This window comes from Candidatus Pelagibacter sp. HIMB1485 (assembly GCF_052048055.1).
Classification (GTDB): Bacteria; Pseudomonadota; Alphaproteobacteria; order Pelagibacterales; family Pelagibacteraceae; genus Pelagibacter.
Genome location: NZ_JBNAIN010000002.1, coordinates 150,631 through 176,102, shown reverse-complemented (window position 1 = coordinate 176,102; position 25,472 = coordinate 150,631). Strand labels below are relative to the sequence as shown.

Annotated in this window: 25 protein-coding genes; 8 read left to right on the top strand and 17 right to left on the bottom strand. The window is 31.3% G+C overall.

The features are described from left to right. The first annotated feature begins 3 nt into the window (after nucleotides 1-3). Both ACTTA4_RS03415 and ACTTA4_RS03410 read left to right on the top strand, forming a co-directional pair. Entirely contained in the window at nucleotides 4-621 is a 618-nt protein-coding gene (locus ACTTA4_RS03415; protein ID WP_440633538.1) for a LysE/ArgO family amino acid transporter, read from the top strand. After that, nucleotides 618-1,373 (top strand): alpha/beta fold hydrolase, encoded by a 756-nt coding sequence (locus ACTTA4_RS03410; protein WP_440633537.1) that lies wholly within the window; start codon nucleotides 618-620, stop codon nucleotides 1,371-1,373. The genes ACTTA4_RS03415 and ACTTA4_RS03410 overlap by 4 nt, the downstream gene beginning before the upstream one ends. Here ACTTA4_RS03410 and ACTTA4_RS03405 read toward each other — a convergent pair. The 7 genes from ACTTA4_RS03405 to ACTTA4_RS03375 all read right to left on the bottom strand — a co-directional run bounded on the left by ACTTA4_RS03405 (nucleotide 1,360) and on the right by ACTTA4_RS03375 (nucleotide 8,328). Beyond that, entirely contained in the window at nucleotides 1,360-2,025 is a 666-nt protein-coding gene (locus tag ACTTA4_RS03405; protein ID WP_440633536.1) for an HAD-IA family hydrolase, read from the bottom strand. The genes ACTTA4_RS03410 and ACTTA4_RS03405 overlap by 14 nt on opposite strands. Next, nucleotides 2,022-2,903 (bottom strand): carbohydrate ABC transporter permease, encoded by an 882-nt coding sequence (locus ACTTA4_RS03400; RefSeq protein ID WP_440618252.1) that lies wholly within the window; start codon nucleotides 2,901-2,903, stop codon nucleotides 2,022-2,024. The genes ACTTA4_RS03405 and ACTTA4_RS03400 overlap by 4 nt, the downstream gene beginning before the upstream one ends. A gap of 2 nt (nucleotides 2,904-2,905) precedes the next feature. Further along, on the bottom strand, nucleotides 2,906-3,934 hold the full coding sequence (locus ACTTA4_RS03395; protein ID WP_440633535.1) for a carbohydrate ABC transporter permease: 1,029 nt from the start codon (nucleotides 3,932-3,934) through the stop codon (nucleotides 2,906-2,908). Nucleotides 3,935-3,984: 50 nt separating this feature from the next. Further along, the gene (locus ACTTA4_RS03390) at nucleotides 3,985-5,205 is read right to left on the bottom strand and encodes an ABC transporter substrate-binding protein (RefSeq protein WP_440633534.1); all 1,221 of its coding nucleotides are present in this window, start codon (nucleotides 5,203-5,205) and stop codon (nucleotides 3,985-3,987) included. A gap of 85 nt (nucleotides 5,206-5,290) precedes the next feature. Next, nucleotides 5,291-6,418 (bottom strand): cobalamin-independent methionine synthase II family protein, encoded by a 1,128-nt coding sequence (locus ACTTA4_RS03385; protein ID WP_440633533.1) that lies wholly within the window; start codon nucleotides 6,416-6,418, stop codon nucleotides 5,291-5,293. Nucleotides 6,419-6,421: 3 nt separating this feature from the next. After that, nucleotides 6,422-7,384 carry an ester cyclase gene (locus ACTTA4_RS03380; protein WP_440633532.1) on the bottom strand — a complete coding sequence of 321 codons (963 nt, stop codon included), beginning with the start codon at nucleotides 7,382-7,384 and terminating at the stop codon, nucleotides 6,422-6,424. After that, entirely contained in the window at nucleotides 7,384-8,328 is a 945-nt protein-coding gene (locus ACTTA4_RS03375) for a cupin domain-containing protein (RefSeq protein ID WP_440633531.1), read from the bottom strand. The genes ACTTA4_RS03380 and ACTTA4_RS03375 overlap by 1 nt, the downstream gene beginning before the upstream one ends. A gap of 49 nt (nucleotides 8,329-8,377) precedes the next feature. On the opposite strand from ACTTA4_RS03375, the gene ACTTA4_RS03370 reads away from it, so the two are divergent. Next, complete coding sequence (locus ACTTA4_RS03370; protein WP_440633530.1) at nucleotides 8,378-9,463, top strand: ester cyclase; 1,086 nt, start codon at nucleotides 8,378-8,380, stop codon at nucleotides 9,461-9,463. Here ACTTA4_RS03370 and ACTTA4_RS03365 read toward each other — a convergent pair. From ACTTA4_RS03365 to ACTTA4_RS03340, 6 genes are read right to left on the bottom strand one after another with little or no spacing between them, the layout of a single operon-like run. Beyond that, nucleotides 9,460-9,825 (bottom strand): rhodanese-like domain-containing protein, encoded by a 366-nt coding sequence (locus ACTTA4_RS03365; protein ID WP_440633529.1) that lies wholly within the window; start codon nucleotides 9,823-9,825, stop codon nucleotides 9,460-9,462. The two genes, ACTTA4_RS03370 and ACTTA4_RS03365, sit on opposite strands and share 4 nt — an antisense overlap. 23 nt (nucleotides 9,826-9,848) lie before the next feature. Then, on the bottom strand, nucleotides 9,849-11,129 hold the full coding sequence (hisD, locus tag ACTTA4_RS03360) for a histidinol dehydrogenase (protein WP_440614200.1): 1,281 nt from the start codon (nucleotides 11,127-11,129) through the stop codon (nucleotides 9,849-9,851). A gap of 60 nt (nucleotides 11,130-11,189) precedes the next feature. Then, nucleotides 11,190-12,101 (bottom strand): bifunctional enoyl-CoA hydratase/phosphate acetyltransferase, encoded by a 912-nt coding sequence (locus ACTTA4_RS03355; RefSeq protein ID WP_440633528.1) that lies wholly within the window; start codon nucleotides 12,099-12,101, stop codon nucleotides 11,190-11,192. A gap of 4 nt (nucleotides 12,102-12,105) precedes the next feature. After that, nucleotides 12,106-13,161: an ABC transporter ATP-binding protein gene (locus ACTTA4_RS03350; protein WP_440633527.1), complete on the bottom strand. Its 1,056-nt coding sequence runs from the start codon at nucleotides 13,159-13,161 to the stop codon at nucleotides 12,106-12,108. A 3-nt stretch (nucleotides 13,162-13,164) separates the two neighbouring features. Next, a complete protein-coding gene (locus tag ACTTA4_RS03345; protein ID WP_440633526.1) occupies nucleotides 13,165-15,357 on the bottom strand; it encodes an ABC transporter permease in 2,193 nt (730 codons plus the stop codon). A 12-nt stretch (nucleotides 15,358-15,369) separates the two neighbouring features. Beyond that, complete coding sequence (locus ACTTA4_RS03340) at nucleotides 15,370-16,407, bottom strand: ABC transporter substrate-binding protein (protein WP_262590513.1); 1,038 nt, start codon at nucleotides 16,405-16,407, stop codon at nucleotides 15,370-15,372. Nucleotides 16,408-16,562: 155 nt separating this feature from the next. On the opposite strand from ACTTA4_RS03340, the gene ACTTA4_RS03335 reads away from it, so the two are divergent. After that, nucleotides 16,563-17,411: a bile acid:sodium symporter family protein gene (locus ACTTA4_RS03335; RefSeq protein WP_440633525.1), complete on the top strand. Its 849-nt coding sequence runs from the start codon at nucleotides 16,563-16,565 to the stop codon at nucleotides 17,409-17,411. Here the strand turns inward: ACTTA4_RS03335 and ACTTA4_RS03330 are convergent. Continuing rightward, entirely contained in the window at nucleotides 17,404-18,360 is a 957-nt protein-coding gene (locus ACTTA4_RS03330; RefSeq protein ID WP_440633524.1) for a MarR family transcriptional regulator, read from the bottom strand. The genes ACTTA4_RS03335 and ACTTA4_RS03330 overlap by 8 nt on opposite strands. 114 nt (nucleotides 18,361-18,474) lie before the next feature. Here ACTTA4_RS03330 and ACTTA4_RS03325 point away from each other — a divergent pair, with 114 nt between their 5' ends. Further along, nucleotides 18,475-18,672: a hypothetical protein gene (locus ACTTA4_RS03325; RefSeq protein WP_440633523.1), complete on the top strand. Its 198-nt coding sequence runs from the start codon at nucleotides 18,475-18,477 to the stop codon at nucleotides 18,670-18,672. Here ACTTA4_RS03325 and ACTTA4_RS03320 read toward each other — a convergent pair. The 3 genes from ACTTA4_RS03320 to ACTTA4_RS03310 are packed head-to-tail and all read right to left on the bottom strand — an operon-like array spanning nucleotide 18,661 to nucleotide 22,311. Beyond that, nucleotides 18,661-19,665, bottom strand: coding sequence for an Ldh family oxidoreductase (locus tag ACTTA4_RS03320; protein ID WP_440633522.1), 1,005 nt, complete (start codon nucleotides 19,663-19,665; stop codon nucleotides 18,661-18,663). The genes ACTTA4_RS03325 and ACTTA4_RS03320 overlap by 12 nt on opposite strands. Beyond that, entirely contained in the window at nucleotides 19,666-20,820 is a 1,155-nt protein-coding gene (locus tag ACTTA4_RS03315) for an epoxide hydrolase family protein (protein ID WP_440633521.1), read from the bottom strand. A gap of 3 nt (nucleotides 20,821-20,823) precedes the next feature. Beyond that, nucleotides 20,824-22,311: an aldehyde dehydrogenase gene (locus ACTTA4_RS03310; RefSeq protein WP_440633520.1), complete on the bottom strand. Its 1,488-nt coding sequence runs from the start codon at nucleotides 22,309-22,311 to the stop codon at nucleotides 20,824-20,826. A 221-nt stretch (nucleotides 22,312-22,532) separates the two neighbouring features. Here ACTTA4_RS03310 and ACTTA4_RS03305 point away from each other — a divergent pair, with 221 nt between their 5' ends. From ACTTA4_RS03305 to ACTTA4_RS03295, 3 genes are all read left to right on the top strand, one after another. Beyond that, nucleotides 22,533-23,573 carry a TRAP transporter substrate-binding protein gene (locus ACTTA4_RS03305; protein WP_440633519.1) on the top strand — a complete coding sequence of 347 codons (1,041 nt, stop codon included), beginning with the start codon at nucleotides 22,533-22,535 and terminating at the stop codon, nucleotides 23,571-23,573. 90 nt (nucleotides 23,574-23,663) lie between these two features. Beyond that, nucleotides 23,664-24,947, top strand: coding sequence for a TRAP transporter large permease (locus tag ACTTA4_RS03300; protein ID WP_440633518.1), 1,284 nt, complete (start codon nucleotides 23,664-23,666; stop codon nucleotides 24,945-24,947). Continuing rightward, nucleotides 24,947-25,456 carry a TRAP transporter small permease gene (locus tag ACTTA4_RS03295; protein ID WP_440633517.1) on the top strand — a complete coding sequence of 170 codons (510 nt, stop codon included), beginning with the start codon at nucleotides 24,947-24,949 and terminating at the stop codon, nucleotides 25,454-25,456. The genes ACTTA4_RS03300 and ACTTA4_RS03295 overlap by 1 nt, the downstream gene beginning before the upstream one ends. Nucleotides 25,457-25,472: the final 16 nt, after the last annotated feature.

Genomic DNA, 25,472 nt, shown 5'->3' with positions numbered 1-25,472 from the left:
TCAATGGAATACGCACTGTTAGGTTTTTTTACTGGCCTAAGTTTAATTTTAGCAATTGGTGCTCAAAACATTTTTGTAATTGAACAAGGTTTAAAAAAACAACATGTATTTATAGTTTGTTTTATTTGCTCAGTTTCTGATTTAATATTAATTTTTTTTGGAATTTTTTTATTTCATTTCTTTAATCAATATTTTAACCCAATTGTAGAATTTATTTTTAACCTTCTTTTAGTGGTTTTTTTAATTCATTTTATCTATTCAAAAATTAAAACTCATTACAAAGAAGTTAATTTTCAAAGTAATGTTAGTGCAGTATCAAGGTTAAATATTTTCTTAAAAACATTGGGGTTCACATATTTAAATCCACATGTTTACTCTGATACGGTTTTTATTCTTGGAAATTTCTCTAAGAACTACTTATTAAATCAAAAATTTTCATTTGCGATAGGCGCATCTTTAGCTTCTTTTTTATTTTTTTTTATTCTAGGATATTTATCAAATTACCTTTCTAAGTATGCTAATGACAAAAAAATATGGCAGGTAATAAATATATTCATCATAGTTTTTATGAGTTTTTTAGTTTTGTTTATTTTAAAGGAAATGATAATTAAGCTTTTATGAGTAATATTTTTGTAGATGATAAAGGTGAAGGTTTTCCATTTGTTTTAGTACATGGATATTTAGGTTCCTCAGAGATGTGGTGCTTTCAAAAAGATTACTTTTCAAAAAATTTTAGAGTTATTGCACCAGCACTTCCTGGTTTTGGTGAAAGTCACAGTGCACAATCATTAAATTCTATTAATGCGATGGCAAAAAAAATCATTGAAATACTAGATGAAAAAAAAATCGAAAAATTTAATTTAATTGGACATTCAATGGGTGGAATGATTGTTCAAGAAATAACAAAATTAATTGGTGATAGAGTTAATAAATTAATCTGTTTTGCAACAGGATCTATTGGAGATATCCCCGGTAGATTTGAAACTATGGACGAAACAAGAGAGAAACTTAAGAAAGAGGGTGCTGAAGTATCATTTTCAAGAGTTCCACCTAAATGGTTTGTAAAAGGGGATAAAGATAAAAATTATTTTTTATGTGCTAATGCAGTTAAAAATGTTTCATTAGAAACTGCTGATAACGCCTTGCTTGCAATGAAAAATTGGAGAGGTATTGATAATTTAAAAAAAATTAAAAATGACACCTTAATTATATGGGGTGATAAAGATATCTCTTATAATTTTGAACAAGTCGATACATTAAATAAAAATATTAAGAATAGTCGATTAGAGATATTTGAAAATTGCAGTCACAATGTTCACTTAGAAGAACCAGATAGATTTAATAATCTAGTATATGATTTTATTTCAGAATAATATTTTTATTTAATTTCTCTAATTTTTTAAAAGCGTTCTTAAACTTTTTATTTAAGTGAAACTTTCCTGGACAAATTATGCATCTAATTTTTGCATTAACTGCTGAATTCAAACTTTCTTGAGAATCTTCAATAGCTAAACATTCCTTAGGTTTTAATTTAAGTTTTTTTAATGCAAGAAGGTATATGTCTGGATTTGGTTTTAAATTTTTAACTAATTTTGAATTTCCAATAAAATCAAAGTTTTTTTGACTAATTGATTTTCTTAATGAGAAAAGAATAGAATTAATATTATTTTTTGATGTAGAGGTTACAAAAGCTAATTTAATTTTTTCTTTATTACAAAGATTAATTATATTTTTAACACCTGGTCTTAATTTTAAATGATTTTTCTTTAAGTAATTATTGAATAGTTTAGTTTTTAAATCTCTTAATTGCTTAGCATTAACTTTAATACCTTTTGTTCTTGCATATTCTGTTATTCTGTCTTTACCACCTGATTTGTTTAGAAGTTTGATATATTCTTTTTTAGTCCAATACCAATCCAATCCTTTTTTTTTAAAAGCTTCATTAAAGGATTTTCTCTGAATTTCTGATGTTTCAACAAGGGTTCCAATAGAACCGAATAACAAAGCTTTGTAATATTTCTTCAACCTTTTACAGCTCCAGTAGTTAAACCACTGATAACTTGTCTCTGGAAGAACATGACTAACATAAATAATGGTGCCGTTGCAGAAACTACTGCTGAAACTGCCCACATTAGATTACCCTCATGTTGGTTAGTTCCTAAATAACTTTGTATCTTTGGAACCATTGTATGATTTTCTTGATTAAGTAGTAAAGCCGTTACAGTGAAATCATTGTAAGCAAGCATTAAACTAAATAATCCAGCAGTAATAACTCCAGGCCACATCACTGGCATTATGATATGTCTAAATGCTTGAAAATATGAACATCCATCAATCAACGCACTTTCATCAAGCTCTTTTGGAATTGTTTTAAAGAATGAATAGAGTAACCATAAAGTAAATGGTTGATTAATAGCAACCAAAACTACAATAGTTGTTGGCAGTATTCCCCATATTTGTAATTCAAAAAATGGAAATAGATAACCCGAGACTAGAGTTATATGTGGCATAGCTCTAAAGATTAAAGCTGCCATTAAAATCCAAAATGCATATTTCTCAGTTGATCTTGAAAGAGCGTAAGCTCCTAAAGTTCCCAAAAATAATGAAATACTAACAACAAACACAGTAACGATAATGGTATTTTTTGATGCTTTCCAAAATTCACCCTCAAACCAAGCTTCATGATAAGCATTTGTTGTAAATTTTTCACCAGTTTCAATTAATGTATTGAAAGCTGAAATCGCATACCACCAATCTGATCTTGAAAAAAAGTCTGCTCTTACTTTAAATGATCCCCAAAAAGTCCAGATGAACGGAAAACATGCAACTAATAACCAAGAAATAATAAATATGGTATTAAATGTTTTTAAAGTATTTGATTTTTTATCTAAACCGTAATCCATATTTATCTCGCAGTTTTAAATTCTTTCCATGTTCTAATTAATACAGGGGCAAGCAAAATAGCTATTCCTATGATTGTCATCATTGATGTTGCTGCAGCTGAACCAAATAAAATAACCTCTTCATTTACTAAGTTATCGTAAATTAACCATGAAAGAGATTGTGCACTACCTTCAGCACTAAAACCGATAATTGGTTCAAATACTCTAAAATTATCCATCAATGATATTAATGCAACAAATGTTACTACAGGGTAAATATGAGGTAGCACAATATGTTTAATTCTCTGAAATCTTGAAGCACCATCAATAATTGCAGCTTCAATAGGTTCCTGCGGGACAGTTTGAAGTGCAGCATAAAAAACTACGAATGCAAAAGGGGAGTGATGCCAAATTCCATATATTATAATTGTTATCCATGTAAGAGTTTTAGAGGATTTTAAAGATAAATATGGATCATCCATTAAATTTTGAATGTTGGCTCCTATTATTCCTTGAGAATCTATCATCCAGAATAATACTAAAGACCCAACTAATGGGGTTACAATCATTGGTAAAATAGTACCAAAGATTAAAGGACCTCTAATTTTTCTTGAGATTGCGTTTAAACTCAAAGCTATAATAAAACCTAACAACAAGACATTTGGAGTTACAAATATACAATAAGTTAATGTAAATATTAGTGCTTTGTAAAAAGGTAGATTAGTTACTTGATCAACAAATTCACCAAAAGTTTCTGTTTCATTCCAAAATTTTTTTATTTCTTCTGTTGCTAAATGGTTTCTATCTATATACGTCCCAAAACCATTAAATTTTCCAAGAGGTTTTGCTTCTCTTATTTTAGTAGTTGCTTCATTGTCGACTACAATTGAAACAGTACAGCCAAATGGATCACATTTTTTAACTTCTTTAACTACTTGATCATGCTGAGCGTAAAAAGATTGAATTCCTGTAGATATTATAGGAAGCCCAATAAATAGGATCATTGCTAATCCTGTTGGTAAAAAAAACCAAAAAAATGTTTTATTAGGCATTGAGAATTTTATTTAAAGTGGGGACTAAGTCCCCACTTAAAGATTAGATTTTATAGAAAGCCTTGTTCTTTAGCTTTACTAGTGTAAGCAGCTTCAACATCTTTTAATGCTTGTTCAGCTGACTCTTTACCTTGTAAAAACTCAACAATCTCACTTCCTAATGCACCATGCATTAAACCCATTTGTGGTAACATTGGATAAGGTTTTGCACCCATTTTTACAGCTTCAATTACACCAATAGATTTTGGTCCTGGTACAAATCCTTCTACTAACCAAACAGCTTGGTCAGCAGCATCAGCAACCATTTTCTTATTCGATGCAGCGTGAGCTAAAGCTCTAAATGTAGCTTCAGCATCAGCATCAGATCTATTTTTTGCAAGTGTGAAACCATCCCACCATAAAGTTGCAGCTGGGATATTTCCACCAGCAACTGTAGCTGGACCTGTTAGTTTTGTAGCTTTAGTAATATTAGCATCACCTTCATCATCTAAAAGTGTACCTGATCTAGAAGCCCATAATGTCATTAATGCAACATTTCCAGACTCCCATTCAACTTTAATAGCTTCACTATCATGAGTTAAATAATCTGGGTTACTTAACTCAGATAATTTTTTAAGCATGTTTAAAGTAGCAACACCTTTTGCATTATTTACATTTGGTTCTGCACTTCCAGACTTAAAGAATTCACCACCATGACCAATGTACATGTTCACAAATTCCTCAGCTAAGTTCCAACCTGCTTTGTAAGCAGCAGCATATGGATATTGCATTTTTCCTGAAGCTCTAATTTTTTCAGAAGCAGCAACTACCTCTTCATATGTTTTTGGAACAGCTATGCCAAGATCCTTTAAAACGTCTTCTCTATAGTATAAGTGTTGAGTGTTAGCCATAAATGCTACAGCCATTACTTTTCCATCAATTGTGATCAATTGAGAGTCTTGAATTCCTTTTCCATATTTTTTAACAAGATCATCTAAAGGTCTTATTAAATCTTGGTTCATCAAAGGAACGATTGAACTGTTTGCTGCAATTCTAGCTGAAAATTCAGATGGATTTGCAGTAAGAGCTGGCACTGCGATTTTATTGTGTTCAGAAGAATGAGTCACTTTAAAATCTGCACTTCCTTTACATTGTTTAGAAGTTTCAACGAAAGTTCTTAATGCAGGAAAATCATTAGCCAAAATATTTATTGAACCACTTTTTATGTTACAATCTGCGTTAGCAGAAGTTCCAAAAAGTAAAAACAATAAAGTAACTAGTATTTTTCTCATATGTTTTCTCTCTTTATATTTGTTGTTAAATTATAATTTAAGTTCAAAAACTATATCTATTACGAAGTTTAAATTAAAGAGGAAATTAAATCACTTTTGACGCAAGTTCTGCACCAAGCACCAAAGATTCTAGCTTCTTATAAACAATATTTTCATCAACATTTCCAAAGCCAGCAAAGGTACTAAAACCACAATCTGTTCCAGCAACCAGTTGATCTTTATCAATTACTTTTGAATAAGTTACAATTCTATTTTTTACAACCTCGGGATGTTCGACAAAGTTTGTGGTTGAGTCGATTACTCCAGGAGCAATTATTTTATCTTTGGGAATTTTTAAATTTTCAAAAATTTGCCACTCATGAGAATGTCTTGGATTTGACGACTCAATTAAGTAGGTTTGTATATTTGCCTTTAAAGCTATTGGCATAATTTTTTCTAGCGCAATATCGTGTAGATGGGGTCCTTCATAATTACCCCAGCAAATGTGCATTCTTATTTTGGAACTATCAATATTACTAATAGCGTTGTTTAAACACTCTATTTGTTTTTCTGCTCTGATTAAAAATTCTTCCTCAGACAAATCTTTAAAAGTCATATGTCTTGCAAGAGCTAAATCTGGACAATCTAACTGAAGTTTTAATCCATTTGATGTAATTTCTTCATATTCATCTTTCATCAGATTAGATAAATTTTCTAAATATTCATCATCATTTTTATAAAATTTATTTGGTAAGAAAGCTGAAATAACTCCTGGCGAGGCAGCATTCATAAAGGCATCTTTATGATTATTTTTTTCTAAAGCTTGTTTAAAATTATTTATATCTTTTGTTAGAGAAGTTTTGTCTTTAATTTTTAATTCACTTGTACAACAAGGTCTTGTGTAAGTAGGAGTACCGCCTGTTCTTGCAATTCTTTCTTTAAAAGATGGAAAGTCATCTAAATCTTTTGGCGCTTTTCTTTCACTCTCTCCTGAAAAGCCATCAATTCTATCTTTAACATAAGTTGCATAGCTAATCTTAGACATTTCACCGTCACTAATATAGTCAATTCCAACTTCTATTTGTTTTTTAACAATATTATCTACATCTCTTTGAACAATTTCATCAAATTGATTTAAATCTATTTTTTCTTTTTGATCTTTCTTAAATAAAAGATCAGATAATTCATCTGATCTTGGTAAACTTCCTACATGTGTTGTTTTAATTTTACTCATAATTTATTTCATTAAAATTTGTTTCCAAATTGCAACCTCATCAAACAAAACCCATTCTCTTATAACATTTCCATCAATTATTTCTGCATGGTTTATACCCATTATAAAAATATTTTGATTTGATTTTTCTCCAAATTCTTCAGTGTCTTTAGAATGTTTACCTTCTAGAAACCATCTTATTGATACTTTAGGATTTTTATCTGCTTCTTCTAAATAACCAATGTGCTCAACAGAAAACTTCATATCACTCAAAGTATTTTTCAAAGTATTCCAAAATTTGATTATATCCTCTCTCCCATGTCCGATTTTGTTTCCGGGCCAATAAATAGTTGCAGCTCTTGCATAATCGGAAAAATCATAATCATCTTTAAAGATATTTTTTAATATTTTGGAGTATTTACCTCCAGCAGAATCATTAGGTACAACGCCTTGCTTGTAATCTGAAATCATCTCAGAATTTGAATTAAATAATTGTTTTGCTTTTTCAACGCCGCCTTCTTTATCTATAAGCATTTGAGCAAAATCTTTTGGTGTAAATCCTATTTGTCTTACCATTGCACCTTGATCACGAACAATCCATTCATCATAGACTTGATTATTTTTGCATGCACAATCAGCAATTACTCTGTAATAAATATCTTTACCGGTTGGTTTGCCGTATGAACCATCACCAAGATGTGTTCCTTTACTTAAAATTCTATGAGATGAATGATAACCAATATCATCATTTCCATTCCAAATCACATCTTCTCCAAGCAGTTGTCTGTTAGGAAATTCTTTTAAGGTTGCATAAGTAGCATCAATCACAGGTTTATTTCCATACGTGACACCAAAAGGTGATCTAACTGGAATATTATCACTATAAAATTGAGCAATAGACTCAACATCTTTGTTTTCCCAAATTTGTTTAGTTATTTTTAGTATGTAATCAGGAAAATTTTTATATTTTGGATCAAAACCTTTCATTAGATTTGTGTTACACAATTTAAGTAACATTCCTCATTTTCATCTATTTTAATATTAACGTTAGAATTAATTGGAATAGAAATTGTATCTTTAGAATTTAAAATACACTGAAAATCATCAATCATTATTTCCCATTTTCCAGTTCTTGAGAACATTATTGTAGGTTTTTCAAATTTTAAATTAGCAATATGGCCTTTACTGGATTTTAAAATTGAAAGATTAAATCCTGTATCTTGATTTATAACTGGAGAGAATTCCTTCTTTTCAAATTTATTTCCAAGAATTTGAATTAAATTAATATTCTCATTTAGTTTACTCTCATATTTCGAATTTTCATTACCTTTACATATAAATTTTTCTAGTTGATCTAATTTGTAGTTATCAAATTTTTTTATTTCTTCTTGAGAAATAGGCTCAAGAATTGTTTTTCCCTCTGGAATTTTATTTACAGATAAATCAATTAATGAATTATCGTTTAATAGTGCCATACCAGTTTTTTTTGCTTTTTCCAAAACACTTGGAACCCAAGTTATAATTCCAGGATCATCTCCACCCAAAACAACAAAAATTAATCCTTCTTCGTCACCTGCGTTTTCAAATGCTCTAAACATGTTAGTTGGCATTGAAATTATGTCACCAGCATTCAAAATTGTTTCATCTTTTCCTTCTGCTCCCCAATAAAATCTCCATCTACCAGAATAAATAACAAATACTTCTGCAGTTGTATGACTATGTAGGCCTGAACCATTTTGGGGAAGTGCTGACACAGCGCCTAAATTAAAACTATGAGGCATAGCAATTTTTATAAATTGTTTGCTATCTTCAGCTACACCAGGTCCAACTATAGAGTAATTTTTTCTTTCTTTGTGACCTTCAAGTTTTCCTTCTACAAACGGTAGGGTACTTGGAACCAGCTCATTAAATTTTGCCAACCTATTTTCCATATGTTTTTCTAATTGAATTATGATATTAACCCTACTTAAATTATTATAAATGCCAATACAACAATTTGATACAGGTTTAAAAGAACAACAGGGTGTAAAAAAATTAGAAATTACACCTGAAGAAAATTTCAATAATAAAACAAAAGTAAGAAACTACTTAAAAACAATCATAGAAGGTGGAATATCTAAATTAGATCAAAATATAGAAAATTATTTTGATAAAGATGTAAAAGTTAATTGTTTTCACCCTGTTAATGAATTTGAGGGTTCAAATACTTTTAAAGAAAAATTTTGGCTACCTCTATTTGAAGCTTTCCCAGACATTGAGAGGAGAGAACAGATAGTTATTGGAGGTACATTTAGAGATAAAGTTCAAGTTGGATCAGTATCGATGCTTTCAGGCACATTCAAAAAACCTATTTTTGGGATAAAGCCAATTAATAAAATGGTAAATCTTAAATGCTGCGAAGTCCATGAATTGAAAAATGATAAAATTGTAGAGAGTTATATCTTAATTGATTTATTAGATTTGATATTTCAAACAGGAAAAAATCCAATTAATCCTTCAAGAGGTTCTGAGGGAAATTGGCTAAATCCAATTAATACCGATGGTGTAAATTATTTCGAAAAAGATATGAAAGTTTCTGAAGCAAGTTTAGACCAATCTTTAACGATGCAAAGGAGCTTGAACATAAAGCCAGAGTTGGAAACTAATTCAAATGAAGAATTAAAAGATAAATTAATTAATCATCCACAAAGTGAATTTTGGCATGATAAAATGATATGGTATGGACCAAGTGGAATAGGCACTGGAAGAAACTTAGAGGGATTTGTTGATAATCATCAGTTACCATTTAGAAAAACTTTTAAAGAAAGAAATTATTGGAAGCTAGGACATTATTGTGAACTTGGCGATGGAAACTTTTCAATGACTGCTGGCTGGCATAGCATACAAGCAATTTATGGGTCAGATGACTGGTTAGGATACAAATCTGATAATCAAAAAGTTACTATGAGAGTAATGGATTTTTACCATCACCACGAAGGTAAAATTAGAGAAAACTGGGTACCTATAGACTTAATACATATACTAAAGCAAATAGGTATTGATGTTTTAGATTTAATAAAAGACTAATCTTTTAACTTATTCCACTCAGACATACCGCCTGTAATATTTTTAACGTTCTTAATTCCCATTTCCTTCATTGTTTTTGTAGCAAGAGTTCCTTGACCACCTAAACCACAAAATACAACATATTCTTTGTCAGGATTATTTTTAAAAGTATCATTTTCAATAGGACTTCCTTCAGCTAAATAAAATTCTAGCAAACCTCTATCTAAATGCATTGCATTTCCAATAGTCCCTTTAGAAAAGCTTTCTTTGTCTCTAACATCAATAAATTGAACATTAGGATCATTTAATTTCTTTTTAGCTTCTTCAGCAGTGATATTTTCAATTTCATTGCTGACGCTCATTACTTCTTCAAATTTTTTCATTTTAAATCCTATTTATAAATTTTTTAGTAACCGTATTTTTTTAATCTAACATCGCCAGTTCTTGCATGAGCTTCCATTCCTTCATATCTTGAAAGTCTAGCAGCAGCTGCTCCAACAAGTTCAGTAGATTCTTTGGTCATTCTTTGGAAACTTAAAGTTTTGATAAATTTACCTACAAACAAACCACCCGTATATCTTCCAGCACCTTTAGTTGGAAGAATATGATTTGTTCCTGAACATTTATCACCATAAGCAACAGTTGTTTCTTCACCGATAAATAAAGAACCGTAATTTTTTAATCTTTTGTGGAACCACTCTAAGTTTTTAGTTTGAACTTCCAAGTGTTCAGGTGCGTACTCATCACTAATTGTAGCCATTTCCTCGTCTGTATCACAAAGAACAACTTCTCCGTAATCCCTCCAAGCAGCTTCAGCATTAGTTCTTGGTAACTCAGGAAGATCAGCAATAAGTTCAGGCACTCTTTTAATTACCTTTTCTGCTAATTCTTTACTTGTTGTCCAAAGCCATGCTGGTGAATTATATCCGTGCTCTGCTTGACCAACTAAATCTACTGCAACGATTTCTGGATCTGCGTTTTCATCAGCAATAATTCCAATTTCTGTCGGGCCTGCAAATAAATCAATACCTACTTTACCAAATAAAATTCTTTTAGCTTCAGCAACAAATTGGTTTCCAGGACCCACTAATATATCAGCAGGCGCATTTCCAAATAAACCATTTGTCATTGCAGCTATTGCTTGAACACCACCAAGGTTCATAATTACATCTGCACCACAAAGATCAGCTGTGTAAACAATAGTTGGATGAACACCAACACCAGGTTTTGGAGAGCTACATACTAAAATATTTTTAACTCCGGCTACTTTTGCAGTTGTTACACTCATTACTGCAGATGCAATGTGAGCATATCTTCCAGCAGGTACATAACATCCAGCTGTATTAACAGGAATTAATCTTTGACCTGCATATAAACCTTCAGACAATTCAACTTCAAAATCTTGACCATAATTTTTTAATTGAGCTTCCGCAAATTTTCTCACTCTTTCGTGAGCGAACTGAACATCATCTTTAGTTTTTTGATCTAAATTTTTTTTAATATCTTCAATTTTTTCTTTAGAGATAACTACTTCACCTTCATACTTATCAAATTTTTTAGAAAGTTCTTTGCAACCTTCTTCTTTACTTGTTTCAATATCTTTAAGAATATTTTCAACTATTTCTCTAGTTTTTGTATCGTCAGTTGATGATGTCTTTGGTGATTTTTTTAAGTATGTAATTGCCATTTCTCTCCTTTTAAATTTAAAGTTTTTTAGGTTAATTTTTTATAAAATTCAATTAATCATTTAGTCCAAAGCTACTACTGCCGCAGCTATTGATGCTAATCTTGCTTGCGCTTCATCAGATCTACTAGTTATTACAACTGGGACTTTTCCTCCCACCACAACTCCTGCAGCACATGCACCCATAAAATAAATCATCATTTTAACTAGGGCATTTCCAGTTTCAACACTCGGAACTAATAATACATCAGCTTCTCCAGCAACTAAATTTTTAATACCTTTTATTCCAGCAGATTTTTTTGAAATACTGTTATCAAATGCTAAGGGTCCAAAAACATCTGCATTCAAATTTTCTTCTTTAGCAAGTTTTGTTATTTCAGCTGCTTCAATAGAACTTGGTACACTTTCTAAAACTTCTTCTGTTGCAGACAATACAGAAACTTTTGGTCTTTCTATTCCAATACGATTTGAAAAATTTATTACATTTTTGAGAATATGCATTTTGGTTTTAACATTTGGCAAAACATTTAAAGCACCATCTGTTATTATTAATGGCTTATCCTCTTTTTCAACTGTCATATGCCAGATATGACTTAATCTAGTTTTTCCTAATAAGTTGTACTCTCTCTTTAAAACTTCTTTCATTAGAACATCAGTATGAATATGTCCTTTAACAATTATTTTAACTTTACCTTCACTTGCAAGTTTAGCAGCAATTTTTGCCGTATTGTTTTCAACTGGCTCATGGATAAGTTCATATTTTGAAATATCCCAACCAAGATCCTCAGCACATTTTTGTATTTCAACATCATGACCAATAAAAACTGGTTCAATTAGATTTTCATTTACAGCATCTTGAACAGACAGCATGGGTAGGGGTTTGCCAGCATTTACAACTGCAACTCTTACTCCTTTTTTACTGTGAGCTATATCTAACAGTTTATTTGGACAGACAATTTCTTTATTTGAAAGCATAATTTTAGTCGTTAAGAATTTTTACTTCTTGCTCATTTATACTCAAGAAAACTTCTTCTCCAACTTTAAAAATGTCATTTGTATCACCTGATACAACATATAATTTCCCAACTTTAGAATTTAAAATGTATTGATAACTACTGCCCACAAAAGATGCATTATTTACAGTAGCATGAATACAATTATCACCTTTATTTCTATCAATTGATATTTTTTCGGGTCTTAAGGCAACAGAAATATCTCCATTTAACTCGTTGTCACTTTGAATTTTGATATTCATTTCAGCTATTTTGATATCATATGAATTTGAATTTTTATTTATGACCTCAGCTTTCACAACATTTGCATCACCAATAAAGTTTGCAACAAATTTGTTTCTAGGAAAATTATATAGATCTTTTGGACTACCTTCTTGAGCAATTACTGCATTATTCATTACAATTACTTTATCCGAGATAGCTAAAGCTTCCTCTTGATCATGCGTTACGTAAATAGTTGTTACCCCCAACTTTTGTTGTATTTCCCTAATGTCTTCTCTCACTTGTCTTCTTAATTTTGCATCTAAGTTTGAAAGAGGCTCATCAAACAGAAGCACTTTTGGCTCCAATACAATTGCTCTTGCAACAGCAACTCTTTGTTGTTGTCCTCCAGATAGTTCAGAAGGCATTCTGTTTTCATATCCTTCAAGGTTTACTAGTTTTAATGTTTCTAATGATTTTTGAACGTATTCCTCTTTATTTACATTGATCATTTTTAAACCATAAGAAACATTTTCCAATACACTCATGTGTGGAAATAAAGCGTAAGATTGAAATACCATAGACACATCTCTATCTGTTGCAGGCAGTAATGTTACGTCCTCATCATCAACTAAAATTTTTCCACTTGTAGCTCTTTCTAGACCTGCAATAATTCTTAGTGAAGTAGTTTTCCCACATCCAGATGGACCAAGCAAAGTTGTCAACGTTCCAGCTTCAAATTTACAACTAACATTATCAACAGCTGTAGTTTCGTTAAATTTCTTTGTAATATTTTCAAACTTTACTTCAGCTTTTTTCATTATCTAAATTCCCTGTAAAATTGATGAGTTTTGATCTCTTCTTCCTAGTTTACGTTTTCCTATTATTAATTGCATTAACATAATTGTAAACAACATTACTACAATTAAAGCAGATGAATATACTATCGCTAAACCATAGTCATTATTTTCTAATCTTCCTAAAATATAAGATACTGCTAGATCGTAATTTGCACTGACCAAGAATATAACAGCACTAATTGCTGTCATTGCTCTTACAAAACTAAATACTAATGAAGCAGTAATTGCTGGTTTAAGCAATGGAAGAATTATATTTCTAAAAGTTTGAGCACTTGATGCATTTAAAGTTGAAGAAGCTTCATCTAAATGAGGATCAAGTTGGTTCATGGCGGCTATTCCAGCTCTTACACCAACTGGCATATTTCTAAATACAAATGCAATTACTAAAATAATTCCTGTTCCTGTTAGCTCTAATGGTGGGACGTTAAAAGCAAAAACATAACTAACACCAATAACACTACCAGGTATTGCAAAACTCAACATGGTTCCAAATTCAAAAGCATTTTTACCTTTAAATCTATGTCTTGTTAAAAGATAAGCAGTCAAAATTCCTATTGCAGCAGTTGGTAAAGATGAAATTAAAGCAATTGTAAATGTTGTATTAAATGAATTCCACGCAGTTCCAGTCCATAAAAATCCTCTATCTTCTACCCACTCAACACTGAAGGCTTCAATGTAATGTTTTAAAGTAAAGCTATGATCAATGCCCCACATCTCCACAAATCCACCAAACATAATCATGACGTAGATAATAAAAGTTAGTAAAGCCCATGGAAGTACTGTTGAATAAATGACCCATTTTGTTTTATTTGGTAGCTCAGGATGAACACCGCTATCTCCTTTACCTGAAATTGAAATATAAGATTTTTTTCCTAACCACTGATTTTGAAGATAAAAAACAACTAAGACAACAGACAGTAAAATCATTGCAAGTATTGCCGCTTTAGTTTCATCATATTGTGCACCAACAATTGCAAAAAATATTTCGGTAGATAAAACATCATATTCGGCTCCAAGCACCAAAGGGTTTCCAAAGTCTGCTAAACTTTCAATAAACCCAAGTAAAAATGCATTGGCTATTCCTGGCCTCATTAAAGGTAATGTAACAGTTTTAAAAACTTGCCATTTAGAGGCTCTCAATGTTTGTGATGCCTCTTCCATTGATGGGCTGACACTTTCAACAACTCCAATTAAAACTAAAAATGCAATAGGTGTGAAAGCAAGTGTTTGTGCAAACCAAATCCCTGGTAAGCCATAAATCCATCTTGAAGGTTCGATATCAAATCCCCATTCAAGAAACGAACTTACAACACCGGTTCTTCCAAATAAAATTATGATAGCTAAACCAATTACAAATGGAGGGGTAATGATTGGTAAAACAGATAATATTCTAACTGTTTTTTTAAATCTAAAACTGGTTCTTGCAATTAAAAGAGCAAAACCTAAACCTAAAATTGTTGACGAAAAAGCAGTAAGTGTACCCATGGTAATAGTATTCCAAAAAACACCACAAGCATAATCACTGTATAAACAATCTAATCCCCATATCCCTTTGTTAAAAATCTTTTCTGAAAAATTACTTATTTCGTAACCACCTTCTGTACCTTTAAAGGCAACACCAAACATTCTAAAAATTGGAAAAAATACAAATGTTGATACTAAAATAATTATACTTCCAATACTTCCTACAATAAAATTATCTCCATTTAACCAGCCACGAGATGCAAGACCATGAGTAATATAAAATATAAAAGCACAACATGTTAGTACTGCACCTGAACCCATTCCATATTGATTTTCTACATCTCCAAAAATTGATTGGAATATTTCATAATTCCACCCTCTGATCCCAACAGCAAAACCTTGTAAGAAAAAATAAAAGAAACCAAATAAACCTGAGTATAAAAATATTTTTGAATACAGAGGATTGGTTTGATTTAATTTAATTGTAGTTAAGGGTAAAAATAATGGAAAGATTAATGGGAATAACCAATATTTTTTATTTATAAAAACTTGAGGTAGGGCAGATCCGTAATCTTCTAAAGAATACTCTAAAATCCAATTGATTGAGAAAAACCCGTCACCTGTTACATACCATGGAAAGAGAAAGAAACCTGTTCCACCAATTAGTATCCAGCAAATGACGAGCCCTCTCATTAATTCCTAAAATTATCTAGGAATTACAGATACGTCTTTATCCCACTTAGATAACAGACTCGCTCTTGTTGCTTTATCTCCATAAACTTTAAAATTGTAATCAATCAAGTTTATAGTTGATAAATCTGGAGCATCAGGATCAGCTTTTGCTTTAGTATTAGATGGTACTTGCAAAGATTTTCCTGAAGTGAACACCATAGTTTGTATTGCAGGACTTAATGCCCAGTCATAAAACTTTTTAGCTTCTTTCATATTTCTTGCACCAGCAATAATACTCATTGATCCAACTTCATAACCAGTTCCTTCTTCAGGAGAAACAGTTACTACAGGTAAACCTTTCTTAGTTTGTTTCACACCATCGTGTTGGAAACAAATACCAATTAAGTTTTCACCTCTTCCAGTAGCTTTAATTGGAGCAGAACCAGATTTAGTATAAGTGTTTATATTTGCATGAAGTTTCTTCATGTAATCCCAGCCTTTATCTTCTCCAAAAATTTGAAGAATTGTAGCTAAAGTTGTGTAAGCAGTTCCAGATGAATTTGGATTAGCTACTTGGATTTCACCTTTGTAAATAGGTTTTGTTAAGTCCATCCATGATTTAGGAGCTGGAAGACCTTTTTTTGCTAAAAGATCTTTGTTGTATCCAAAACCTAATGCACCAACATAAATCCCTACAGATTTATAGTCAGCATTTTTTGCTTGGTTTTGTGCTGCTGGCAATAAATCATCAAAGTGTTTTGATTTATATTTTTCAGTTAAATTTTCCTGAGCAGCTGTTAAGTGTGGATCACCTGTTCCACCAAACCAAACATCACCTTTTGGATTAGAAGCTTCTGCTTTAATTTTTGCAAAAGTTTCACCACTACTTGCTCTTGTCATTGCAACTTTTGTGCCTGTTTCTTTTTCATAAGCTTGTTCAAGCATTTCACAAACATCAATTTCAACACTGCAATATAAAGTTAATTTTGCAGCTGAAGCTTTGTTTGTTAAGCCAAACATTGTTAATGAAAAAAGAAGGACAATAGATGCTATTTTTAATAGTTTATTCATAATATCCTCTCTAAAGTTATATTAACGAGAAAGTTATTATGATTTTAATTTAATTGTTACCGTTTTATTACAAAATACACCTTCAGGTTTAATTTTTTTTTTAGTTATCCATATCAGATGTATGATATAAAAATTTTTATTGAGAGGGTAGATATTTGGAGATTGTAACTAAAATAGCACCGTTAGCTTTAGCGTTGATAATGCTTGGCCTAGGACTTGGTTTATCTATTAAAGATTTTACAAGAGTAATTAGAAATCCAAAAGATTTTTTAATTGGAATAACTTGCCAATTAATTCTTTTACCAATTGTAGCTTACATATTAGTTTTGATTTTAAGATTACCAATCGAAATAGCCTTAGGTTTAATGATTATAGCTGCAGCACCAGGAGGTATTACATCAAATGTTCTTACAAAGTTTGCAGATGGAGATGTAGCTTTATCAATTTCCTTAACAGCTGTTGGAAGTTTAATTAGTATTATTTCAGTTCCATTTATAGTTTTTACCTCAGCTGGAATGCTAGGGGTTACTGAAATGTCTACAGATATTACTATGACTGGGATTGCATTAAAAATGGCTTTAGTTGTAACTGTTCCAGTGATTATAGGAATGGTTATAAGAGGATTTGCAGAAAATTTTATCTCTTCAAATATTAACATCGTCAATAGAACTACTAGTTTATTATTTGTTATTGTGTTTGCAGCAATATGGATTGAGGAAAGAGAAAATATTTTTAATTATTTAGCTCAAGCTGGAATAGCGGTTTTAATTTTAAATATAGTGATGATGATTTTAGCTTTTTATATTGCTAAAGTTTTTGCAACTGGAGTTGCTCAGAGAAAATGCATTTCTTTAGAGTGTGGTCTTCAAAATGGAACTTTAGCAGTATTTGTTGCATCTCAAATTTTTAATGATGTTGCTTACATGATACCAACAGCTGCTTATGCTTTAGTCATGTATATTACGGGATTTATTTTTATATATATTTTAAGAAGATCTAGTTAATTGTAGTTTTATTTAAAATTCTATAAATTAGTTCTGAAATCTCTTGGATTGTTTTTTCTTGTATTTTTTGGGTTTTTGAAAAAACTTTTTTTTCAATACTAAGTGAAATTAATTTTTTTTGATCTATTTTAGCATAACCCTTTTTAATTAAAAAATTTACTTTTCGAACAACAGTTGGTCTTGGGATACCCGTAATGTCTGATATAGACATAGAATTTAAACCAACTTTGTCTGCAAAAGATATTCTTTTTCTCCATTTTTCAATATCTATATCTTGAATAACTAAATCTTTATTTGATGATGCATTAGCTATTAAAAGTAAGCCTATACATAATGTTTCTAAATCACCGAATTCTTTCCTCCATCGAAAATAGTAAGAAAAAATAAATTTATAAAATTCGTACCAACAAAAAGAAAAATGTTTCTTAATACCATCTGATATTTCTGTTGAGGAAAGAGAGTTTGTAATTTGATTTTCTTGTTTTAAAATTTTTGAAGAAATAGATATTAAATACGATAAATTTTTTAATGCAGATATTGGCTGCACTGTTTCATAAGCAGATCTATCAATAAAAATTTTCTTCCTTGTTCGTTTTATTACGCCTATTTTTTCTAAATAAATAATCTTTCTTCTTACACTTTCTTTTGGGATTTGAAGATCTCTAGAAATTTCAATAATTTTAATTTCTTCGATTTCTAAAGTTTTGTCTTTATAAAAGGTGTTGTAATCGACCTGAATTCCATTTTTTCTATAGAATTTAAAATCATTATTAACTAAATAGATTAAGACCATATACATTTCTATATCTTTGAAATTGGAATAAGCATTAATTATCCATTCAGATACAAATTTATAAAAAGCTGGAACGAAATTATTAAATTTTTTATTGATTACTGAAGTAACCATTTTTTCATCTAGTGCGTCAGATATGCTCGGTAGTGTGCTCATGATTTAAAAAAACCCAATATGGACAATACATAAATAAGAGTCAACCCATTTTGGACATTCCTAATATGTAATAATGTAACTATTAATGATTAAATGATTTTGTATTTAAAAATTATGAGTACAGAAAGCTTAAATAGAACATCCGTTGAAATTGAGAACCCCCCTCAAAATATTGAAGCTCCACAAAGAGTGAATGTGGATGTTCTAAAGCAAAGACTTCTTGAAGAGAAAAAAAAGGAAAAAGTTAAAAGAACAATTATTGTTTCTTCTGTTGTTGCTTGTTTAGGAGTTCTAACTTTTTTAACTTATTAAAGTTTCTAAATCTTTTTTAATAATATCTGGAATATTAATTTCTTTTTTAAGATTTTGTTTGAAACGATTAAATTTGTTTTGTCCTGGATACATTATTTCTTTAACACCTTTAATCTTAGGAAGTTTTTTTATTGTTTTAATATTGTCTTTAATTCTTTCATTATAATTTTTTTGAAATAAGTTTGCTTTAAACGTTATAAATAAATGTCCAATATTTTGTGGTCCTGAAAAGTCATCAAAAGGATCTTTAACTCGACCTGCATGATTTCCTCCAGTTAGTACACCACTTAAAATATCTACCATCCAAGCAAGTCCCGAACCTCTAAATCCAGCAATAGGCAATTGAACTCCTGCTAATGCTTTTTTCGCATCAGTAGTTGGTTTTCCAAATTTATCTAATGCTACACCAGCTGGAATTGTTTGATTGTTTCTTGCAGCAACTCTAATTTTACCTCTGTTAATCATTGAAATTGATGTATCTAAAATAAAAGGAATTTTAGAACCAGTGGGAGTTCCAAAACAAATTGGATTAGTTCCAAATAAAGTTTTTAACGCACCATGAGGAGCAACTGCTGGGGGAGCATTTGTATAAATCATTGCTATTAAATTTTTCTTAACCGCTTGTTCTGCGTAATAACCTGATAAACCATAGTGACCACTATTTTTTACCGCAACCATTCCAATACCAGTTTTTTGAGCATTTTTGATTGCAGTTTTTATTCCAAGATCAGCAGCAACAAATCCAATACTATTGTTTGCATCAATATGTGAGATAGAAGATGAAATTTTTTTAATTTTTATTTTTGGTTTTGGATTAATTACTTTCTTAGAAATTCTATCACAATACATTTTAAGTCTTGATAAACCATGACCATAAGCACCAACTAGTTCTGCATTGATTAAAGCATTAGCAGAAATTAAAGCATGATCTTTACTTAAACCGAATTTTTGAAAAATCTTAATTACTTGTTTTTTTAATAGGGGTGTTTTCACTTATTTGAATATTTTTAAATCTTCGTTAAAAAAATTTTTAATATCATTAATTAATAAATTTGGAACCTCTAAAGCTGCAAAATGACCACCTTTAGGAAATTTTTTCCATCTTTTAATATTAAAAATTCTGTTTACGTAAGATTTTGGAGGCCACTCTAGCATTTCTTTTGGAAATTCTGCTATTGCTGTTGGAACATTTATTTTTTTAAAATTTTTTGGAAAAGACCTGCCACCTTCTTTTCTTCTTCCAAAATAAATCCAAGCAGCAGTATTAAAACTATTTGTAATAATATAGATCATTATGTTTGATATTAATTCATCATTTGAAAATGTTTTTTCTATCTTCCCTTTATTTAGGTGTGACCAACCGTGAAACTTTTCTAAAATCCAGGCGGCTGTTCCGACCGGACTATCTATCATTGCATAAGATAAACTTTGTGGCTTTGTTGCTTGTTGAGTTCTGTAGCCTTCTTGCATTATTTGATCAAAGTTGAATTTTTTTTCCCATTTTTTCTCTTTATTATTTCTTGGTCCTTTTGGATGTCGGATTGGCAAACAATTAATATGAATTCCCTTACAATTTTTTGCACTATCAAGACCAATCCATGCAGCAATAGTCGCTCCCCAATCTCCACCTTGCACAATGTAATTTTTATGACCTAAATTTTTGACCATAAATTTATTTAAAATTTTTCCAATCTTTCTTGGACCTAAAGCTTTTTTAATCGGAGTTGAAAAACCAAATCCTGGTAATGAGGGCACAATGACATCAAAACCATCTTCAATTTTTCCACCAAATTTTTCAGGATGAGCAAGCTTTGGAATGATATCAAAAAACTCAATTACACTGCCAGGCCATCCGTGCAAAAGTAATAATGGTCTTGATTTAGGGTTTTTACTTTTTTCAACAATAAAATGCAGATTTATACCATCCACATTAGTCTTATAGTTTTTAAAAGAATTAATTTTGTTTTCAAATTTCTTCCAGTTATATTTTGAAACCCAATATTGAGATATTTTTTTTAAATAATTATAATTAGTTCCATACTCCCATCCATTTACATTTTGCATCATGTTCCACGGATAGGCTCTTACTTTTTTGTAAATATTATTAAGCGTGCTTTTAGGCACACTTATTTTGTATGGTTTGATCATCAATTAGTTATGACTTATCCAAATAGTTTTCGTTTGAAGAAATGAATTTAAAGCTTCAGTACCTTGATCTCTACTTAAAGAGCCTGATTGCTTATATCCCCCAAAAGGTGTTTTGATATCTCCCTCAGAAAAAGTATTCACTGACACAGTTCCACAAGGTAAACTTTTAGCTAAATGAAATGCTCTATTTATATCTTGAGTAAACACACTTGCATGCAATCCATATTTAGAATTACTAGCAATTTTCAAAGCTTCTTCATCATTTTTTACAGTTAACACTCCAAGCACAGGTCCAAAAATTTCCTCTTGAGCGATAGTCATATTTTCTTTTAATCCATCAAACAAAGTTGGTTTTGCATAAAAACCCTTTTGCTTCTTACTTGAAACTCCACCAGATAAAAGTTTTGCTCCTTCATCAATACCTGTTTGAATATATCCATCAACAGTTTGTAGGTGACCTTTAGAAATCATAGATCCCATATTTGATTTAAGATCTAATGGATCTCCAACTTTTAACTTTTTAACTTTTTTGATAATTTTATGTAAAAATTCATCTTTAACTTTCTTATGAACTATCTGTCTCATATTGGCTGAACAGTTTTGTCCACCATTCCAAAATGCAGAATTCATCGCGTTATCTATTAAGTCATCAGTAATTTTAGCATCTTCTAATACTATAAACGGACTTTTTCCTCCCATTTCTAATGCAACAGGTTTTAAATTACTTTCACTTGCGTATTTTAAAAAGTATCCTCCAACCTCAGTTGAACCTGTAAATGAAACTGCATCAACATCTTTATGTCGACCTAAAGCTTCACCAACATCACCATAACCTGGAAGCACATTTAAAACACCATCCGGAACACCAGCTTCTTTTGCAATTTGAGCAACTCTAATAGCTGTGAGTGGTGTATCCTCCGCTGGTTTAATTATTACTGAACAACCTGCTGCAAGTGCTGGGGCCATTTTCCATACTGCCATCATTAAAGGAAAGTTCCAAGGAACAATTCCAGCAACAACACCAATTGGTTCTTTAACAATTAAACTAGTTATAGACGGCTCCGTTGGACCAACTTTTCCAAAAACTTTATCAATTAATTCTCCATACCACTGAAAATGCATTGGAGCATCATTTGCGACTTCATTGATACAATCAGCAATAAGTTTACCAGTGTCTATACATTCTAAAACTGAATTTTCATCTCCATGTTTTCTAAGTAATTCAGCAAATTTTAATAAAACTTCTTTCCTGTGTTCTGGAGAACTTTTAGACCAAACTCCACTGTTAAAAGCTTTTCTTGAAACTTTAACTGCTAGATCAACATCTTTATGATTACATTTTGCAACAGCACAAAGTTTTTTACCAGTTGCAGGATTTATTGTTTCAAATTTTTTTCCATCAATAGCATTTACATATTTTCCATTAATAAATGCTCTTCCTTCAAATTTAATTTTACTGGCTATTACTTTATATTTGTTACCTGAGCTCATAAATTTTCCTATAAATTGAATTTATTTTTCTTCTTAAATTAAGTCTAAGACACCTTGCGACTAAAATAAATACATTAACTATTAAATTATTAATACAACTTTAAATTGTAATCCCATTTTGATTAGACAAGTTTTTTTTTGTGTGTACTTCCGTTGTAAACTTAATTAGGCTTAAATTAATTTAAATTGATACTTTAACTAACTAAGAGGAGATAAATAAAATGTTTATTAAAACAATAAGCAAGACACTTATTAAAGTGGTTGCGATTATTTTCTTTGCACAAGCTGCTTATGCAGAAGTAACTCTTAAGCTTGGAACTACTGGTAGATTGGGCATGCCAATTGGCGACGCAATCGATCAGGCTTTAATACCAGCTATGGAGAAAGCATCTGGAGGTAAAATGAAAATTGAACCTCACTACCAAAGAAGCTTATGCGCAGAACAAAAATGTGGTGAACAAGCTAACCAAGGGCTTATAGCTTTGTGGACTAGTTCTACTGCAAACTATGGTAACTTTGGTCCTGAATTAGCAATTTTCGATTTGCCTTTTATTTTCAAATCATTAGAGGATGCTAAAAGAATATCAGATGAATGGTTAGCTGAAAGACAGTGTAAACTAGCTCTTGAAAATGCTGGTCACATTTGCCTTTCTGTATATTCAAGTGGAGGATTTAGACAGCTTGGAAATGCAACAAAACCCGTTCACGAACCAGATGATATGAAAGGACTTAAATGGAGAACTACTAAAAGTCCAGTTGAGTTCATGCTAGTTAAAAATTGGGGTGCAACACCAACACCTTATGACTGGAGTCAATTATATCAAGGTCTTCAATCAGGTGTAGTTGAAGGTCAGTATGTTGCTACTCCATGGCAGCATGTAGCAAAACTTCATGAAGTTGCAAAATATTTCACTGAGATCGGAGGAATGTGGTCTGGAAATATTTTAGCGATGGATGCTAAACAGTATAATGCATTGTCTGACCAACAAAGAAAATGGTTACACGAAGCAGCTGATGCTTATGGAGAAAAAGTAAACGAGTTGGATAACGCTTGGATTAAAAATGGTGAAGATGCAATTAAAGCATCTGCTAAAGAGTGGTATGTTCCAACAGAAGCAGAAATGACTAAGTGGAGAGCTGGTGCAATCGGTGCTTGGTTAGATGCTAAGGGTACTTTTGAACCAGAAGTAGCTAAAAGAGTACTTCTAGAACAAGGTATGGATGGATTTGTAGCTCAGTTAGAAGCAGCTGGAGCTCTATAAATCTTCAATTAAAACTTTGTGAAGACCATTTAGTTCTATTTTAGAATTAGATGGTCTTTACCTAAAAAAAATCATAACTTATAAATATCTATGGAAAGTATTATTTTACTTGTCGTACTTCTTTTGCTAATTTTATTAGGAGCTCCAATTGGCTTTATATTAATACTGATACCATTTGTTTATATTCTATTAACAGATGCTGTTCCTCTTGTTTTAATTCCTAGTCAAATGTTTACCGCTATAGACTCGGTTCCATTGACCGCCATTGCATTCTTCATGTTAACAGGTGAGCTGATGACAAGCGCAACAATTACTGACCGTTTAGTTGCTTTAAGTAGAGCATTAATTGGACGTATAAGAGGAGGGTTGGCTCAAGTTAATGTTCTTGTGAGTATGTTTTTTGCAGGCATGAATGGTTCTGTTGTAGCAGATACAGCAACCGTTGGAGCGTTAGTTTTACCAGCTATGAAGAAAGCAGGTTATCCTGCAGCATTTTCAGCTGCGGTTACAGGTGTAAGTTCCACAATAGGAGGAATTATTCCACCTAGTATCATGATGATCGTTCTTGCTAACGCAACTGAAATTTCAATTGCATCTTTATTTGCTGCTGGGATTGTTCCAGGTATTTTGATTGGTGTTGTGATAATGGTAATCAATCATTACTTTGCAGTTAAATATAATTTCGAGCGTAGTGATCAGCCGTTCTCAGTTCGTCGAGCTGGTAAAGAATTGTATCGTTCTTCATTTGCTCTTTTGATACCTTTGGTATTGGTAGGTTCAGTAATGGGAGGTGTCGCATCGGTTGTTGAGGCAGGTGCTATCACTGCTTTAGTTGCATTGTTTACAGGCGTATTTGTATACCGAACTATCAAATGGAAAGATTGCACAGGTGCTTTTCGTAGAGCATTCCGTAATTCAGCAATGGTTTTTATTATCATAGCTGCTTCAGGACCTTTTAGTTGGTTACTTACCTCACTTGGAGCAATTGGTGACCTTGAAACTTGGCTTTTAGGTTTAGCGGATTCTCCAATATTATTTATTTTAGCATTAATATTGTTTATTTTTCTTCTTGGAACCGTAATGGATTCAGCAGTAAACATTATTATTGTTGGCCCAGTACTTGTGAATGTTATGTCTCAAGCAGGTTTTCCAGAGGTACAAGCTGCAATCGTTGTAATAGTAGGGTTTTTAATTGGGTCAGTTACACCACCAGTTGGCGTTGCGTACTTTACATCTGCAACAATAGCACAAGTTCGTTTAGAAAAAGTAGCTGTTGCTTTAATTCCTTACCTGGTTGGACTTTTTTTACTTTTATTTTTTATCTTGGTTGTTCCAGAATTAACAATGTTTCTTCCTAATCTATTGAGTAATTAATGATGAAATTTTTGAATAGTATTGATCGTTTTGTTCATAGGATACTCGAAGCTATGTGCTCAATATTTTTGGCGGCGATGGTTGGCTTTACTCTTTATAACGTTACGATGAGATATGTTTTTAATAATCCTCCTGTATGGGGAGACCTACTAACAGTATTAAGTAATATTTGGCTGATGTTTATAGCACTCTCTTTGACAGCTAGAGATAATGAACATGTAGCTTTAAATTTAATATATGAAAAATTACCTGAGAGAGTTTCCTTGTATATTCGTCAGTTCTGGAAAGTTATGATTATGATAATTGGTATCGTCTTAATTATATATGGAATTGAACTTGTAGAGGGTATGAGAGGGAAGTATTGGGAAATGTGGTACTTTGAAATTAGTATGCAGGGTATTGAGTTCAAACCAAATTATATGCCTAAAAAATATGCAGTTGCAATTTTGCCATTAGCTGGATTTTTAACTACCGTTGGTGCTGCAATAAGTTTTATTAAAAAAGTCTAACTTTAAAATAAAAGCT

Excerpts from the sequence above, each read along its gene's own strand:
- ACTTA4_RS03310 (WP_440633520.1), bottom strand. The coding sequence starts at position 22,311 with ATGAGCTCAGGTAACAAATATAAAGTAATAGCCAGTAAAATTAAATTT.
- ACTTA4_RS03330 (WP_440633524.1), bottom strand. The coding sequence starts at position 18,360 with ATGAGCACACTACCGAGCATATCTGACGCACTAGATGAAAAAATGGTT.
- ACTTA4_RS03410 (WP_440633537.1), top strand. The coding sequence starts at position 618 with ATGAGTAATATTTTTGTAGATGATAAAGGTGAAGGTTTTCCATTTGTT.
- ACTTA4_RS03295 (WP_440633517.1), top strand. The coding sequence starts at position 24,947 with ATGATGAAATTTTTGAATAGTATTGATCGTTTTGTTCATAGGATACTC.
- ACTTA4_RS03305 (WP_440633519.1), top strand. The coding sequence starts at position 22,533 with ATGTTTATTAAAACAATAAGCAAGACACTTATTAAAGTGGTTGCGATT.
- ACTTA4_RS03385 (WP_440633533.1), bottom strand. The coding sequence starts at position 6,418 with ATGAGTAAAATTAAAACAACACATGTAGGAAGTTTACCAAGATCAGAT.
- ACTTA4_RS03370 (WP_440633530.1), top strand. The coding sequence starts at position 8,378 with ATGCCAATACAACAATTTGATACAGGTTTAAAAGAACAACAGGGTGTA.
- ACTTA4_RS03395 (WP_440633535.1), bottom strand. The coding sequence starts at position 3,934 with ATGCCTAATAAAACATTTTTTTGGTTTTTTTTACCAACAGGATTAGCA.
- ACTTA4_RS03415 (WP_440633538.1), top strand. The coding sequence starts at position 4 with ATGGAATACGCACTGTTAGGTTTTTTTACTGGCCTAAGTTTAATTTTA.
- ACTTA4_RS03300 (WP_440633518.1), top strand. The coding sequence starts at position 23,664 with ATGGAAAGTATTATTTTACTTGTCGTACTTCTTTTGCTAATTTTATTA.
- ACTTA4_RS03380 (WP_440633532.1), bottom strand. The coding sequence starts at position 7,384 with ATGAAAGGTTTTGATCCAAAATATAAAAATTTTCCTGATTACATACTA.
- ACTTA4_RS03315 (WP_440633521.1), bottom strand. The coding sequence starts at position 20,820 with ATGATCAAACCATACAAAATAAGTGTGCCTAAAAGCACGCTTAATAAT.
- ACTTA4_RS03375 (WP_440633531.1), bottom strand. The coding sequence starts at position 8,328 with ATGGAAAATAGGTTGGCAAAATTTAATGAGCTGGTTCCAAGTACCCTA.
- ACTTA4_RS03325 (WP_440633523.1), top strand. The coding sequence starts at position 18,475 with ATGAGTACAGAAAGCTTAAATAGAACATCCGTTGAAATTGAGAACCCC.
- ACTTA4_RS03355 (WP_440633528.1), bottom strand. The coding sequence starts at position 12,101 with ATGCTTTCAAATAAAGAAATTGTCTGTCCAAATAAACTGTTAGATATA.
- ACTTA4_RS03350 (WP_440633527.1), bottom strand. The coding sequence starts at position 13,161 with ATGAAAAAAGCTGAAGTAAAGTTTGAAAATATTACAAAGAAATTTAAC.
- ACTTA4_RS03345 (WP_440633526.1), bottom strand. The coding sequence starts at position 15,357 with ATGAGAGGGCTCGTCATTTGCTGGATACTAATTGGTGGAACAGGTTTC.
- ACTTA4_RS03340 (WP_262590513.1), bottom strand. The coding sequence starts at position 16,407 with ATGAATAAACTATTAAAAATAGCATCTATTGTCCTTCTTTTTTCATTA.
- ACTTA4_RS03390 (WP_440633534.1), bottom strand. The coding sequence starts at position 5,205 with ATGAGAAAAATACTAGTTACTTTATTGTTTTTACTTTTTGGAACTTCT.
- ACTTA4_RS03365 (WP_440633529.1), bottom strand. The coding sequence starts at position 9,825 with ATGAAAAAATTTGAAGAAGTAATGAGCGTCAGCAATGAAATTGAAAAT.
- ACTTA4_RS03400 (WP_440618252.1), bottom strand. The coding sequence starts at position 2,903 with ATGGATTACGGTTTAGATAAAAAATCAAATACTTTAAAAACATTTAAT.
- hisD (WP_440614200.1), bottom strand. The coding sequence starts at position 11,129 with ATGGCAATTACATACTTAAAAAAATCACCAAAGACATCATCAACTGAC.